The organism is Nostoc sp. CENA543 (genome assembly GCF_002896875.1).
Classification (GTDB): Bacteria; Cyanobacteriota; Cyanobacteriia; order Cyanobacteriales; family Nostocaceae; genus Trichormus.
Map to the genome: position 1 here is coordinate 5,844,615 of NZ_CP023278.1, position 14,339 is coordinate 5,858,953.

The following is a 14,339-nucleotide window of genomic DNA, read 5'->3' on the forward strand; positions in this document are numbered from 1 at the left end:
GGTGAGTCTTCATGGCTCACCTTGAAGTTAAACCAGCACTTATAACTATTGAATAATATAGATTCAATAATGTCAGCCAAAGATATCTATCATACAGCCGTAAAAAATGCTTTTATTAAAGATGGTTGGACAATTACAGCAGATCCTTATCCGCTTGAATATGAAGACATTGAACTTTATCCAGATTTAGCTATAGAAAAGCTAATATCTGAAACAAACACACAACGTAAAATTATTATTGAAATTAAAAGCTTTATCAGTCCTTCATTAATCCAAGATTTTGAGAAGGCTTTAGGACAATATATTTTATATCGGAATTTAATTCAATTAGCTCAAGATGAATATCAAGAAATTTACCTAGCAATCAAAGATGGAATTTATGAAACTTTCTTTCAACGGAAATCGATTAAAGAGATAGTTAAATTAAATCAGCTTTCCTTGGTTGTCATTAATATGGAAAGGGAGGAAATTGTAGAATGGATAAATTAGTGAATTATCGAGAGATTATCAAAAAAACATTAACAGATTATGATGTCTTTGCTAATCGCTCATCTAAGAAAAAGTATGAAACTTGTTTGATTTTCGACGAAAATCATGATCATTATTTATGGATGTCTGTAGATTGGATCAACCAAAAAAGAATCAATAATACTCATGTCCATATTCGCATTAAAAATGAAAGAATTTACATTGAGGAAGATTGGACAGAGGAAGGAATAGCAACTGAGTTAATACGCTTAGGTGTGCCGGCTAGTGATATTGTATTGGCGTTTCAGCCGCCAGAGGTGAGACAGTATACTGATTTTGCGATCGCTTAAAATTTGCCATAGTGAATACAACTATTGATATTTAGTGATTATTTTAATTAATTCTTTCTAACCATATAGTTAATGCTTGATTAACTATATGTTTGATTGAATCAACTATAATCTCTCCATCTGCTGATTCTTTAAATATTAGCTCTCCACCTTTAAGATGAGTAATATTGTTCGTATCTAGTTCTCTAATCATTGAGTTCCCATTTCCGTTGAAATAAAGAAAGTTTTGTGAATTACCTGGAACGCTATAAAATGTATAATTTATACTAAGAAAAGACAATTTTTCACAAGAAATACTTCCTTCTTTTAAAGGAATATATCGCCAATATGTTAAGTAATCATTCATTGTGTCAATTTGCATTCTGACAATAGTTTGATTTTTGCGATTAGGGATAGTTAGCCAGAGAAATAATAGTATTTTTTTCGATTTCCTATCAAAACATAACTCTGCACACTGCCTTATCTTATTCTTACCGTATTTACTTGCATATAAAATACTTTTATTTACTATCATCTCTTCTATTCTGGAATCGAAGCTTAATATTTGGTGTCTAATTTTTGTTAAATTATCTATCTCTGTTTGTGTCAAAGCTCCTAACCAATCTAATAGTAATCTTGGTGGTTCAGGAATACTATCTGGAATTAGTTTTTGGAAATTAACTTCTTGATAATTAATTTTTATAACTTTTGGCTCAAGTTGGTTAAGAATGTGAGTTAGATGAAAATTAAAATCAGTGTTTTCATGTTTAATAAAAAAAGTGAAAAAATCAAAATCTAATTTACTGTATTTTTTATCAATTAAATTATGTCTGTGAAAGCTTGGACAAATAGCAATCAAACGAATAGGCTCATCATAATTAATATGACTTTTCAAAGGTTGTTCTTCTAACAAAGTTTCATAATAGCGTGTCAACTGATTAATTACATATCTGTCTTCTATATTTTTCAATTCAATAATAGTTAATTGATTGTTTTCTCCTATTGCTAGGATGTCACAAATTTCACCCTTGACAAATAATTGTCTTGCCAATGGTTTTAGCCCAAAAATTTCTTCCAAGTTATCCCAAACGAAATTTTCCAATTCCGACTCATCAATAAATTTCCAATCTTGTTCAGTTTTACGTAATGCTACGTTTTTATTTGTCATTTGATATTTTACTCTATGTAAAAATACGGCTATTAAATATGATAAAATTAATTCTTGTATTCAGATTAAACTAAAAATTATCTAATGTCTTTATTTGCTACAAGTGAATGCTGTAAACTGACTTTATAAAAGTAAAATAAGAGAAATCTAGCTCCCCTCTCCGCGTCGGAGAGGGGTTGGGGGAGAGGTCAACCATAATGTATGAATCAACACCAGCTTTCATAATTCATACATGAATAATCCAACACCAAGAAAAGACCAAACTAACAATATAGTTATTGGACAAACAATCAACCCAGATAAAATGCACCGTGCAAAAGAACTCCGTCGCCAAATGACACCAGCAGAAAAAATTCTTTGGGAATATCTTCGCGGTAATCGTTTGCATGGTTTACACTTTCGTCGTCAGCAAATTATTGATGGTTTCATCGCAGATTTTTACTGTCACACTGCTAGATTATTGATAGAGGTAGATGGAAAAATTCACGAACAACACGCTGAATATGATGCAGAACGTGACAAAGTTTTATCAGCTAGAGGGTTGCGTTTGTTAAGGATTAAAAATGAGGAAGTTGTACAGGAAATTGATCGGGTTTTGATGCTGATTTATCGGGTTTGCTGTGAAGAGACCTAACCCCCTAACCCCCTTCCCTCGCAGGGAAGGGGGAACAATTTTACTGTTTTTTTGTCAAAATACAGGGAATCATTTTAAATCTTGCTTAACTTGTTTGTCCTTTATTTAAGCTTTTAAGCGTCAATTTCCCAATCTTCTAGTTTTAATCCTTCGACTCTGGCAAATTCTTTAGTATTATGAGTCACCAAAATCAAATCATGGGAAATTGCAATAGCAGCAATTAATAAATCATTATAACCAATAGGAGTACCAATATTAGCCAACTGCGCCCGAATCTTACCAGCATTTAAAGCGGAAATATCGTCTAAAGGTAAAGAAATAAATACCTCTAAAAATCGCTTAACCTTTGACCAAACTTGATTAGGGTTATCACTCCTCATTGCTCCATAAAATAACTCTAACTTCACTATTGCACAGACAACTATATCTTCTAAATCACAACTCTCTAGTTTCCGTCTTATATTCAAATCTTCATTGAGATATTTAACACATACATTTGTATCTAGCAAATATTTCATGATAATTTAAAGTCTTCTAAATCATCAAAAACACCTTCTGAATCTATCATTAAAGGTGTATCTTTTAAACATCCTGATGTTTCTTCAAAAAAGTTAGCAGGCCAACCTTTACCTTGAGATGTTTTTCCCTGCTGGGAATCAGTAGCAGGTTGTAAAATCACAGTAATAGTTAAGTCAGTATTAGTAACATCTACAGGAATATCTAAATGTAATATTCCATCTTGTCCAACATGAGAATTTAAAGTTATTGTTTGCATACCATCATTTTCCACTAAATATATAGCTGAATTATATAAATAATTGTAGCGAGGAAAATATTACCGTAGATATCGCCCCCGTTTCAAAAGCGATACCTACAGTAAGCTATCGCTAAAATCTACATCATAACTTCCTCACGCTGAGAATCGAAAACTACTGTAAAGCTACCATCAGGTATCAGTTGACGTAAAAGTTGCACATGACCGTCTGCATCAGATCGACTGCGAAATCTCGCCACAGTCACCCGTTGCATATCTGGAAGTAAACGAGTAATCGCCCACGGATTCAAGCGTTCTTTATATGCGATCGCCTGACTTTTCAATGTAGACTCTTGATAATTTGTATTTTGTGTCATGATCGGGTTATTCACGAAAAGTGGAATGAGAAGCGTTAGCAAGTCTCTTGGCGGGGATGCTAACGCCTTCTTAATCATTGATTGAACCTGAAATACACAGCATTTGTCAATTGTCAATACTTAGCGTCAAGTTTTAACGCTAATCCATAACATTTTCCCGCCAAGTATGAATTTAAGAGCATTGAGAAAACGTACAGGACTAAAAATTAGTGATGTTGCTATTGAACTAAATTGCGCCTTATCTTCAATTCGCAATTGGGAAAAGGGGAGAACAACGCCGAAAATGGAAGTATGGCAAGTATTCCGCCTGCGAGATTTGTATCAGTGTACAGAAGAGGAGTTAGTACAAGCGGTTAAGGAATCAATGCTGACTCAAGATACATAACTTTTGAGTGGAGAGCGTAGACGCGGAGCGGCTTGTCGATAGACATCGCCCGCCTCGATTGTTCGCTGATATAGTTTAATTAGGATAATTGGGATAACTACCTGGATGTAATTACCAAAGCGACAATGCCAGCCAAAGATATTTATCATGATGCTGTTAAAAATGCCTTAATTAAAGATGGCTGGACAATTACGGCTGATCCTTATACCATTAAATATGAAAAAGTACAGTTATTTGCTGATTTACTTGCTGATAGAACTCTAGAAATCGAACGAAATGGACAACAAATAGTTGTAGAAATTAAGAGTTTTATTACTCGTTTACCCATGCGGGAATTTGAAACAGCTTTAGGGCAGTATATTATATACCGTACATTATTAAAAGCAATTTTTCCTGAAACTAAAATTTATTTAGCTATTGGTACCACTATTTATCAATCATTTTTTCAACAGAAAGCAATTTCAATGGTAATTGAAGAAAATAATTTACTTTTAATTGTTGTTGATTTGAAAAAGGAGAAAGTTTTTCAATGGAGAAACTAACCAGCTATCGCAATTTAATTAAAAACATTCTCTCAGAATATGAAAAATTAGCCTCACAAACTCCTAACCCTTATGGAGTTGATAGTGTCTTAGCTTTTGATGAACAAAGAGATCAATATATTTGGTCTCAAGTTGGTTGGCATGACGATAAAAAAATTACTGCAATTACTGTATATATTCGCATTAAAAATGACAAGATTTACATTGAAGAAGATTGGACTGAGGAAGGAATAGCAACGGAGTTAATGCGTTTAGGTGTGCCGGCTAGCGATATTGTTTTGGCATTTCAGCCGCCAGAGGTGAGACAATACACAGAGTTTGCGATCGCCTAGACTCATCATCAAAGTGCGATCGCTATAATCCCCACCTTTCCTAAAATTCCTACTCAATCATGAACCGTACCATCAGGCATAATTGCACCTGCTAAATCCGCATTGGTGAAAATTGCCCCTGTTAAGTCTGCACCCTGTAAATTTGCCTTTCGCATAACTGCGCCATCAAAGTTGGCATAACTTAAATCTGCACCTTGTAAACTAGCTCCACTTAAATCAGTCGCTAAGTTACCCCACTGGATAATTTTACCTAGATTGGCACGACATAATTTGGCTTGATTTAAGTTGGCATGGTGTAAAGAAGCGGCTCTCAAGTCAGCGTAACTCAAATCTGCACCAGTCAAAACCGCATATCCTAAATCTGTGCGTTGGTTGGAACTAGGGCGTAAGTCTGCTTGAAATAGCAGTGAACGGGATAAGTTAGCACCACATAAATTAGCACCACACAAACTAGATTTAATTAAATTTGTAGCTTCTAAATGTGTTTTGACTAGTTTTGCACCTGTTAAATCCGCTTCTCGTAAAATAGCATGATATAAATCTGCTTCACTCAAATCTATGCCCCAAAGAATCGATTCGCTCAAATCTGCTTCTTTTAAACAAGCGTGGCTGAGATTAGTTTTCCCTAGTCGCGTCTGCCGTAAATCAGCATAGCTAAAATCTGCACCTGTGAGGTTAGCATTAGTTAATTCCGCTTCTTGCAGATTCAGCTTTTGGAAATTTCTTTCACCAGCAACATATAACTTGACAATTTCGTTTATATCCATAATTAATATTCAAATCTTCCAAATTAAATTAAATCTTTAGTTACTTTCTCCATTATTTGGGATGGGAAGAGGAGCAACTAAAGATAATCCCAATAATTTCAACATTAGTTTTTCAAACCAAGGTACAGCCGTCCCAAGCCGCATTTTAGCTAGAAAATACCTCTCAAACGCAGCTTTAGCCCAACTTACCCAAACACCACTCAACGCCACAGCCCGCCGACGTTTACCTGTTTCCACATCCGGTAACACTGGATTAGCCAGAAATAAAATTCCTGAATCACCAAAGTCAGCAAAGCATATGGCATCAAGTGTAGGAGTCACCAACGGTGCAGAATTTACTCCCAGTGCAATGGCAATATTATGTGCCACAGCCATTCCCATTGCTTCTGTCATCTGTCCAGTTTTGGGTACTCCCAAGGGAATAGGCGTTGCTTCTGGCGGCTTGATTTGGACTGCAACTCCTATGGCGTAAATTGAGGAATATTCAGGATGTCTGTATGTCGGTAATACAGGAATAAAGCCGTCTTGATTGCCTAATCCTGGGACTTGGCGGATAAAACGCGCTCCCCGAAAGGGTGGTAGTAACATTGAGTAGGCAAATGGCAAGACTCTACCATTTCCTAAATGAATCTGATTTGGCTCAATTGTCGTTACTGTTGCATTTTCAATCACTTCTACATCCCGTTGCGCCATGAATTTTTTCACTAATTCGGCAGAATTCGCCATTCCCCCAATACCCAAATGTCCCGCATAGGGTTCTGGTGTGACAAAAGTAATTGATACCTGCTCCCGTAATCCTTTTTGCCTGAGAACGTAGTCTGCCAGTAGGGTAAATTCGTAGGCAGGGCCTAGACAGCTGGTTTTTGGTAACGCCCCCACTACTAATGGCCCCGGCGCAAGGAGAAATTTTTGCCACGCCTGTAAAGCTTTGAGGGCATGATGAGGATTACATACTGATTGGGTATAGCCATCAGGGCCTAAACCTAGTACGGCATCTAATGCGAGTTCTGCACCTGTGGCAATAATCAAGTAATCGTAGGCAATGTTTTGTTCTCCCAAGGAGATTTTCTGGTCTTGCGGATTTAACTTGTCTACTCGTCCTTGTACCCAGTTAATTCCTCGGTGTCGCAACCTGGTTTCTAAGCTTACCTGGATGGACTCCAAAGAACTTAAGCCCATTGCGACCCAAGGTAATGAAGGAATAAAGGTGAAATTAGGGGTTTCAGAAATGACGGTAACTTGATGTTGTTTGGGGAGGATGTGTCTTAATTCATAAGCAGTGGGTAAACCTCCCAATCCTGCGCCGATGATGACAATGTGAGCCATTGCAGGAAATCTCCAAATATTGATTAGGTGTCTAGGGAAGAGAGAAGGGAGTTTTTCATGCGATCGCTCTGTAATTCTTCATACTCTGTTTTGGTTATCATAGATTATTTTCTATTTTTATCATTTGTTGTTCAGCAGAACTCATGTATTACTTTTCCTTAAGCTTTGAAGTGGATGTTGATCTCTATAATTTATATAACTATATAGTAGTATAATAAATAAATATTAATAAAGGGTAAAAAATTATGGATGATAGCTTAAGTTTGCCTAATCCTTCCCTCTCTAGGCGGCAACTTCTGAATTTCTTCACTGGGGCTATTGTTGCAGCTACGGCTAGTGCTGCTTTATATCCTGGGACTAAGTTTTTTGTGCCGCCAGCAGAAACCACTGATGCTGATGGTAGTATCCTTGCTAAAGACCAGCTTGGTCATCCTATTCCAGCTAGCCAAATTTTAGCTGAACCAACAAGAACAAGGGCTTTAATCGCCGGACTAGCAGGTGAACCTACTTATTTAACCGTTAGGGAAGATGGCACTCTTGATAATGTGGGTATTGTAAATAACTGTACCCATTTGGGTTGTACTTTCCCTTGGAATTCCGTTGATCAACAGTTCCAGTGTCCTTGTCATGGTTCACGCTATGATGCTCAAGGTGCGGTGGAACGGGGGCCTGCTAACCGTCCTCTGAAGTTGGTTCATGTCCAAGTTAAGGATAATTACATTTGGATTTCGCCTTGGACGGAAATAGATCCTCGGACTGGTGAAAAGGCTTGGTGGGTTTAGAAACGCAAAGGGGCGCGGAGAGTTTTTTAGAAGGAAAAGGGTATGCAATTATCAAAAAGTAATGTTTTGGAACGTTCGGATCATGTTTATGATGCAATTATTGTAGGCGGTGGTGCTGGGGGATTGTCTGCGGGTATTTACTTGCAAAGGTATTTGCTTTCTAGTCTAATTATTGACAAAGGTAAGGCTCGTTCTTTTTGGATGCAGGAGTTACATAATTATTTGGGTTTACCTCCTGATACTCCTGGGCGTGTGTTGTTGCAACAGGGTAAGAAGCATTACGACTCTCTGGATGGGGATTTTTTGAATGCTTATGTTGAGGAGGTGGTGGATGAGGGTGATACTTTTGCGGTGCGGGTGAAAGTTGGTCGTCAAAATAGTATTTACTCTGTGTTACGTTCTAAATATTTGATTGCGGCTAGTGGAATTATTGACCATCTCCCGCCGTTGGAAAATATGCAGAATGTGTTTGAATACGCTGGCTATAATTTGCACGTTTGTATGGTGTGCGATGGCTATGAAATGGCTGATAAGCAATGCGGGTTATTTGCGGGGAGTGAAACCAGTATTGAGGAAATGGTATTTAGTCTCAGTTGGTTTACGCCCTACATTACTGTTTTTACCCACGGTTTATTTTCTGTAAGTGGGGAATTACGTTCTAAATTACAGCAGTATGGTTATCGTTTGGTGGAAACTCCTATTAAGCAATTTCTGGGTAAAAATCATCACATGACAGGGGTGGAATTGGTTGATGGTACGGTGGTTGAGTTGGAAACTGGTCTAATTGCGATGGGTTCTCACTATCACAACACCTATCTGGAAGGATTTAATTTAGAACGCAAAGGGGGATATTTAATCACAGATCAGATGGGACGGACTTCTCACCCGCGCATTTTCGCGATTGGAGATTTAAAGGTGGGTTTAAATCAAGTGGTGATTGCGGCGGGTGATGGTGCATTGGCTGCAACGCAGATTTGGCGAGAAATTCGCCGTGCTGTTGGTGCTAAACCTTGGCTGTCAAATCTGCCATCAGCTCTGACACAGACATGATGCGCTGATTCTGACTCACGTTTGCACCAGAAAAGATTAAACCATTTTCTATGTCGCCACAGGCAGCTTGCGCTAGGGCATTTAGTAGACAATAGGTTTTACCTTTGTCTCGAAATAGACAGATTTCTAAACAGTTGGCAATACATCGCCTCTGTTGGGCTGAATCTGCCATAATCTGTTCTGCGAAGGGGTTACGTAAAGCCCGGCTGGGTTTACCGACAGGACTGGGTACGGTGACTATATCTTCTGGGTTGGCTTGCAAATGACGTTCTTTATAATTTTGATGGGCATCACATTCAATGGTGGTGATGAAGCGTGTACCCATTTGTACGCCGTCTGCTCCCATTGCTAAGATTTGATCAATATCGGCGCGATCGCTAATTCCCCCCGTTACAATTAACGGTATTCTCACCCCCATTGTCTCAGTTAAATATTCCCGCACCTGGGAAATCACCCAACCAATAGAAAACCCTGGAACGTTAATTTGTTCACATTGGGTAAAGTGTCCCCCCACCTTCTGGCAATTTTCTAGAATCAAGGCATCGGGTAGACGATTATATCGATTTTTCCAAGTCTGACAAAGATATTGGGCTGAGTCTGCATTGGCGACAGTCGGCACTAAAGCCACATCAGGATAATCGGCAGTGTACTCTGGTAAATTTAAAGCTACTGCACCCCCTGTCACAATCAGATTTGCACCCTCGGCAGCTGCGGTTTTTGCTAATTCTGGGTAATCTTTAGTACCCACTAAGATATTGACACCAATCACACCATCGGGGCTAATACTCCTAGCTTTGGCTAATTCATCAATTAACGCCAGGCGATTGGCTGTAAAAAAACTACTCTTTTGACGGGGATTAAAATACGGTGAATCCAAGCCAATCCCCAGGGTAGCAATCATCCCCACCCCGCCAGCATTGGCAACTGCTCCAGCCAATTTTGCACCAGATACCCGCACCGCCATTGCAGCTTGCATGATGGGATAACGTGCAATATGTTTACCAATCTGCAAAGGGTGAAGGCTTGAGTGCATGACGAATTTGCTCATTTATTAACTAAATAACTGATAAGTAATTTTATCATCTCGGTGTGTATTTTCTTGGGCATGGGGGATGGGGCATTGGGCATGGTTCTAAAGTTTTTCTTCTTACCCCTTGCAGTTTTACTTTGAATTTACTACTTGACAATTAAATTGCTATATAGTTATATAATTAGTATGCAACTGAATACACCTATTCCGCGAAAAGACTATAGACGCTTAGTCTGAAAACTTCAGACTGCATCAGACTTTTTGAAATTACGTATACGCTGGCTTTCTCGTACCCCTCGGCTGAAGCGGGTGCGTAGTTATGAATTGGTTGTATTTCTTTGTCGCTGAAGATTTCACAAATTTATTCGCACTCATTACCAATATGACAACTCTTCTCAAAGAGCGCGATCGCTCTAATTTATGGGATAGATTCTGTAATTGGATCACCAGTACAGAAAACCGGATGTATATCGGCTGGTTTGGCGTAATCCTAATTCCCACGGCTTTAACTGCGGCAATTGTGTTTATTTTGGCGTTTATTGCTGCACCACCTGTAGATGTAGATGGTATCCGTGAGCCTGTTTCTGGTTCACTGCTGTATGGAAATAACATCATCACTGCTACTGTAGTTCCCACTTCGGCGGCGATTGGTTTGCACTTGTACCCCATCTGGGAAGCCGCTTCTTTGGATGAGTGGCTATACAATGGCGGCCCCTATCAAATGATTGTGTTGCACTTCCTGTTGGCTATCTATGCTTATATGGGTCGGCAATGGGAATTAAGCTATCGTTTAGGAATGCGTCCTTGGATTCCTGTGGCTTTTTCTGCACCTGTGGCGGCTGCAACTGCGGTTTTATTGATTTACCCCATTGGACAAGGTAGTTTTTCCGATGGCATGATGTTGGGCATTTCCGGTACATTCAATTTTATGATTGTGTTTTCACCGGAACACAATATTCTCATGCACCCATTCCATATGATTGGTGTGGCGGGAGTATTTGGTGGGGCTTTGTTCTCGGCAATGCACGGTTCTCTGGTAACTTCTACCCTCGTGCGGGAAACCTCAGAAGTAGAATCAGCCAATATTGGTTATAAGTTTGGTCAAGAAGAAGAAACTTACAACATCGTAGCGGCACATGGTTACTTTGGGCGGTTAATCTTCCAATATGCCAGCTTTAATAATTCACGTTCTTTACACTTTTTCCTAGCTGCTTGGCCTGTGGTGGGTATTTGGTTTGCGGCTTTGGGTGTCAGCACCATGTCATTTAACTTGAATGGATTCAACTTTAATAACTCAATTTTGGATCACCAAGGACGAACAATTGACACCTGGGCAGATTTATTAAATAGAGCAAATTTAGGAATTGAAGTGATGCACGAGCGTAATGCTCACAACTTCCCCCTAGATTTAGCCTCTGGCGAAGCTCAACCCATAGCCTTGGCTGCTCCTGCTATTGCTAGCTAATTGCTCTGTTTTTACTGCTCTTACATTTGCACCCTAAATTTAGGGTGCTTTTTTATTAGCCCAATTTTTTCTACTGTTCCCTGTTCCCCGTTCCCCGTTCCCTATTGTTTTAAAAAATAGTCTTTGTGTTTTGCAAGGCTCTGATACTTTCGGCTTGTTGAAGGATTCTTTCACTAATGCGATCGCAAGCTAATTCACAAAGGTCAAAAATCATCGGATCAGCAATCTCATAGAAAGCACTAGTACCTTTAGGCTGACGAGTGACAATTCCCGCCTGGGTTAAGACTTTCAGGTGCTTCGATAGATTGGCTTGTCCCAAACCTGTTGCTTCCGTAAGTTCCATCACATTCATTGGGCCTGATTTCAGACAAGCCAAAATTTGCAGCCGACTTGCTTCCGATAGCATTTTAAAATAGTCAGCAACCGCCGCAAATGTATCTGAATCACCTTGAGACAGCTTAGTTCTTGGCATAGGCAGATGCAATAGTCACTGTGCTTTATTCCTAATTCAAAATTAAACACCCAATTTTGACACTTTCTAAAATTAATTGACACTCTCCGCCCTAAAAGTGCGAAGATTCTACATTCACAGACTCGCCGTTAGACAGCAGGCTTGCGCCAACCGCCCAAGAGGGCAAATCTCCTGTAGCGTAAGTTCCGGTATGCCCTACCGTACTGAGTCCTCGCCTCAAAATATTGATTGCTGCATTGATATCTCTGTCTTCCACATATCCACAATGGGGACAGACATGAGTCCTTGTAGACAGAGATTTATTCACTTTTTCGCCACAATTAGAACAATTTTGGCTGGTGTTGTGGGGAGGAACTGCAATAGTTACTTTCCCATATTTATGACCAAAATATTCTAACCATTGCCTAAAGGCATACCAACCAGCATCAGAAATTGATTTAGCTAGATGTCGATTACGTACCAAACCCTTCACGTTTAAATCTTCATAGGCTACCAAATCGTTAGATTGGATGACGGAGTATGCTAATCTCTTGCAATACTCTTTTCGCTGCCTACTTACTTTTAAATGCTTACGAGCATATCTATTTCTAGCTTTGTGGTAATTGTTCGATTGTCTGACGCGAGCTTTGTTCTTCTCTTTGCTGAACTTCTGAGACTTTTTGCGGTTGGCACGGTTTAACTGTTTTTCTGACTGACGGTAGAACTGGGGTGAAGGTTCAATATTACCTTTGTTATCTGCAATGAAGTATTTCAATCCCAAGTCGATACCAACTACTTGATTTGTAGGTTGGCTTTCTACTTTGACATTAATATCAATTGCAAATTGAGCATAATAGCCATCAGCACGACGTACTAGGCGAACGCGCTTGATTTGCTGGATATCGTAATAGTTTAGGTCGTAAGTCCCTTTTAGTTTAAGAGTGCCTATACCTTTCTTGTCTGAAAAGGTGATAGATTTACGAGTTTCTGAAAGTTTCCATCCAGATGATTTATATTCAACTGAACGACAGTTTTTCTTAAACTTAGGAAACCCCTTTTTACCTTTAACCTTCTTCTTGCAGTTGTCGTAAAACCTAGCTATCGCAGACCAACAACGTTCAGCAGCAGATTGTCTAGCCATTGAGTTTAATTCATCAGCAAAGGGGAATTCAGCAGCTAATACCGCGCAGTATTTATTGAGGTCGTATCTCCCCACTTTTTTGTTATCTCTCCAGTAGCGTAAGCACTTGTTTTGAATGAATTGGCTAGTACGAATTGCTTCGTCTATTGCCTGATATTGCGCTTTTTTCCCTTTGACTTTAAACTCGTAAACAATCATGGCATCGACCAATTAACCACATATTTATGTTAACACGACTAACATAAGATGAACAAATAAATTTGTCCTATCCTCTTATATTCCCCTCATAAATGACGGGGGTTTTACGCATCAAGACTCATAACCCAGTCAATAGGGAAAGATAACCTATTGAGCAATAAATCGTAACACATGACTAAATTACACAAAAGTTTACTAATTTTACTGAGTACCTTAATTATGACCGGTGTGGCTGGTTGTACTCGCTTCTTTGGTGCTTCTGGGGACTTAGTGGAGCGCGTCAGTGATGGTGATACTTTGGTAGTTAAAGATGCTCAGGGTAATAAATTTACGGTGCGCTTCGCTTGTATGGATGCGCCAGAAATACCCCATTCTCGCAAAGAGCAAGCTAGTAAAAAAGCTAGCGATCGCAATCAATTTAATTGGGGCGTGAAAGCACAGGCTAGATTAGCAGAGTTAGTCAAACAAAGTGGCGATCGCGTTAACCTGACAATTACAGATAGCGATCGTTATGGACGCAAAGTAGCTGAAGTCCGGTTAAGCGATGGTGTTTTTGTTCAGGAAGTTTTATTAAAAGAAGGATTGGCTAAGGTTTACCGTCCCTATTTAAATAAGTGTCCCAGTAAAGATTTAGTGCAGCAAGCAGAAGCTCAAGCCCAGCAGCAAAGAATTGGGATTTGGGGTGATACTGATTTTACAGATCCTTGGCAGTATCGCAGTGTGAGTAAGAGAAAGTAAGAGACTTCCAATTTAAACAATATCATCTCAGTGTATAGGCAAGGGGGCAGGGGAGATCCAGAAAAAATATCGCCTAACTAAAAAATAATGTATTTTCTGGAAGTATCTAAAAGGTTACTGTATACCAAGCAGTAGGTATTTAATTAATCATAAGAATAAGTCTTTTAAAAATTGATACTTCGTTATTTATGTAATATCTGTGTAGTGGATTTTATCTAATTACTGGAATAATTATAAAACAACTTACCTAAATGATAAATCCCATTATTCGTAATTGCTGAATAATGGGATTTGTCTTTATATTTTCTTTTTAAGAATTAGATGATTCTTTATTAACTTTACACAGAATGAGAAATATTAGCTGGTAAATTCTAGTGATAGCTTTTGAATTTGCCAGTTTTT

General features: G+C 38.8%; 19 protein-coding genes. 10 read left to right on the forward strand and 9 right to left on the reverse strand.

Features of this window, described 5'->3' with window-relative positions:
- The first annotated feature begins 69 nt into the window (after nucleotides 1-69).
- Together CLI64_RS24490 and CLI64_RS24495 are read left to right on the forward strand one after the other, a co-directional pair.
- Entirely contained in the window at nucleotides 70-489 is a 420-nt protein-coding gene (locus CLI64_RS24490; protein ID WP_103139672.1) for a XisH family protein, read from the forward strand.
- Complete coding sequence (locus CLI64_RS24495; RefSeq protein ID WP_103139673.1) at nucleotides 477-818, forward strand: XisI protein; 342 nt, start codon at nucleotides 477-479, stop codon at nucleotides 816-818. The genes CLI64_RS24490 and CLI64_RS24495 overlap by 13 nt, the downstream gene beginning before the upstream one ends.
- 43 nt (nucleotides 819-861) lie before the next feature.
- Here CLI64_RS24495 and CLI64_RS24500 read toward each other — a convergent pair whose 3' ends face one another.
- On the reverse strand, nucleotides 862-1,965 hold the full coding sequence (locus CLI64_RS24500) for an endonuclease NucS domain-containing protein (RefSeq protein WP_103139674.1): 1,104 nt from the start codon (nucleotides 1,963-1,965) through the stop codon (nucleotides 862-864).
- Nucleotides 1,966-2,197: 232 nt separating this feature from the next.
- On the opposite strand from CLI64_RS24500, the gene CLI64_RS24505 reads away from it, so the two are divergent.
- Entirely contained in the window at nucleotides 2,198-2,599 is a 402-nt protein-coding gene (locus CLI64_RS24505) for an endonuclease domain-containing protein (protein ID WP_103139675.1), read from the forward strand.
- Between the two features lie 113 nt (nucleotides 2,600-2,712).
- Here the strand turns inward: CLI64_RS24505 and CLI64_RS24510 are convergent, their stop codons facing one another.
- From CLI64_RS24510 to CLI64_RS24520, 3 genes are all read right to left on the reverse strand, one after another.
- Nucleotides 2,713-3,117, reverse strand: coding sequence for a type II toxin-antitoxin system VapC family toxin (locus CLI64_RS24510; RefSeq protein ID WP_103139676.1), 405 nt, complete (start codon nucleotides 3,115-3,117; stop codon nucleotides 2,713-2,715).
- The gene (locus tag CLI64_RS24515) at nucleotides 3,114-3,374 is read right to left on the reverse strand and encodes a hypothetical protein (protein ID WP_103140855.1); all 261 of its coding nucleotides are present in this window, start codon (nucleotides 3,372-3,374) and stop codon (nucleotides 3,114-3,116) included. Before CLI64_RS24515 ends, CLI64_RS24510 begins: the two co-directional genes overlap by 4 nt.
- A 119-nt stretch (nucleotides 3,375-3,493) precedes the next feature.
- Nucleotides 3,494-3,730, reverse strand: coding sequence for a hypothetical protein (locus CLI64_RS24520; protein ID WP_103139677.1), 237 nt, complete (start codon nucleotides 3,728-3,730; stop codon nucleotides 3,494-3,496).
- 166 nt (nucleotides 3,731-3,896) lie between these two features.
- Here CLI64_RS24520 and CLI64_RS24525 point away from each other — a divergent pair, with 166 nt between their 5' ends.
- From CLI64_RS24525 to CLI64_RS24535, 3 genes are all read left to right on the forward strand, one after another.
- Nucleotides 3,897-4,115 carry a helix-turn-helix transcriptional regulator gene (locus CLI64_RS24525; RefSeq protein WP_103139678.1) on the forward strand — a complete coding sequence of 73 codons (219 nt, stop codon included), beginning with the start codon at nucleotides 3,897-3,899 and terminating at the stop codon, nucleotides 4,113-4,115.
- Nucleotides 4,116-4,240: 125 nt separating this feature from the next.
- Entirely contained in the window at nucleotides 4,241-4,657 is a 417-nt protein-coding gene (locus tag CLI64_RS24530; RefSeq protein ID WP_103139679.1) for a XisH family protein, read from the forward strand.
- On the forward strand, nucleotides 4,645-4,989 hold the full coding sequence (locus tag CLI64_RS24535; RefSeq protein WP_103139680.1) for a XisI protein: 345 nt from the start codon (nucleotides 4,645-4,647) through the stop codon (nucleotides 4,987-4,989). Before CLI64_RS24530 ends, CLI64_RS24535 begins: the two co-directional genes overlap by 13 nt.
- 53 nt (nucleotides 4,990-5,042) lie before the next feature.
- On the opposite strand, the gene hetL is transcribed toward CLI64_RS24535, so the two are convergent.
- Together hetL and CLI64_RS24545 are read right to left on the reverse strand one after the other, a co-directional pair.
- Nucleotides 5,043-5,756: a heterocyst differentiation pentapeptide repeat protein HetL gene (gene hetL / locus CLI64_RS24540; protein ID WP_103139681.1), complete on the reverse strand. Its 714-nt coding sequence runs from the start codon at nucleotides 5,754-5,756 to the stop codon at nucleotides 5,043-5,045.
- 36 nt (nucleotides 5,757-5,792) lie between these two features.
- Complete coding sequence (locus CLI64_RS24545; protein ID WP_103139682.1) at nucleotides 5,793-7,082, reverse strand: NAD(P)/FAD-dependent oxidoreductase; 1,290 nt, start codon at nucleotides 7,080-7,082, stop codon at nucleotides 5,793-5,795.
- Between the two features lie 245 nt (nucleotides 7,083-7,327).
- Here CLI64_RS24545 and petC point away from each other — a divergent pair, with 245 nt between their 5' ends.
- Both petC and CLI64_RS24555 read left to right on the forward strand, forming a co-directional pair.
- Nucleotides 7,328-7,864, forward strand: coding sequence for a cytochrome b6-f complex iron-sulfur subunit (gene petC / locus CLI64_RS24550; protein ID WP_103139683.1), 537 nt, complete (start codon nucleotides 7,328-7,330; stop codon nucleotides 7,862-7,864).
- A gap of 42 nt (nucleotides 7,865-7,906) precedes the next feature.
- Entirely contained in the window at nucleotides 7,907-8,914 is a 1,008-nt protein-coding gene (locus tag CLI64_RS24555) for an NAD(P)/FAD-dependent oxidoreductase (protein ID WP_103139684.1), read from the forward strand.
- On the opposite strand, the gene CLI64_RS24560 is transcribed toward CLI64_RS24555, so the two are convergent.
- Nucleotides 8,868-9,947, reverse strand: a complete 1,080-nt coding sequence (locus CLI64_RS24560) for a nitronate monooxygenase family protein (protein WP_103139685.1) — start codon at nucleotides 9,945-9,947, stop codon at nucleotides 8,868-8,870. The genes CLI64_RS24555 and CLI64_RS24560 overlap by 47 nt on opposite strands.
- A gap of 379 nt (nucleotides 9,948-10,326) precedes the next feature.
- Here CLI64_RS24560 and psbA point away from each other — a divergent pair, with 379 nt between their 5' ends.
- On the forward strand, nucleotides 10,327-11,409 hold the full coding sequence (gene psbA / locus CLI64_RS24565) for a photosystem II q(b) protein (RefSeq protein WP_103140856.1): 1,083 nt from the start codon (nucleotides 10,327-10,329) through the stop codon (nucleotides 11,407-11,409).
- A gap of 109 nt (nucleotides 11,410-11,518) precedes the next feature.
- On the opposite strand, the gene CLI64_RS24570 is transcribed toward psbA, so the two are convergent.
- Together CLI64_RS24570 and CLI64_RS24575 are read right to left on the reverse strand one after the other, a co-directional pair.
- A complete protein-coding gene (locus tag CLI64_RS24570; protein ID WP_103139686.1) occupies nucleotides 11,519-11,881 on the reverse strand; it encodes a metalloregulator ArsR/SmtB family transcription factor in 363 nt (120 codons plus the stop codon).
- A 91-nt stretch (nucleotides 11,882-11,972) separates the two neighbouring features.
- Nucleotides 11,973-13,199, reverse strand: coding sequence for an RNA-guided endonuclease TnpB family protein (locus CLI64_RS24575; protein WP_103139687.1), 1,227 nt, complete (start codon nucleotides 13,197-13,199; stop codon nucleotides 11,973-11,975).
- Nucleotides 13,200-13,370: 171 nt separating this feature from the next.
- On the opposite strand from CLI64_RS24575, the gene CLI64_RS24580 reads away from it, so the two are divergent.
- Nucleotides 13,371-13,937: a thermonuclease family protein gene (locus CLI64_RS24580; RefSeq protein WP_103139688.1), complete on the forward strand. Its 567-nt coding sequence runs from the start codon at nucleotides 13,371-13,373 to the stop codon at nucleotides 13,935-13,937.
- Nucleotides 13,938-14,339: the final 402 nt, after the last annotated feature.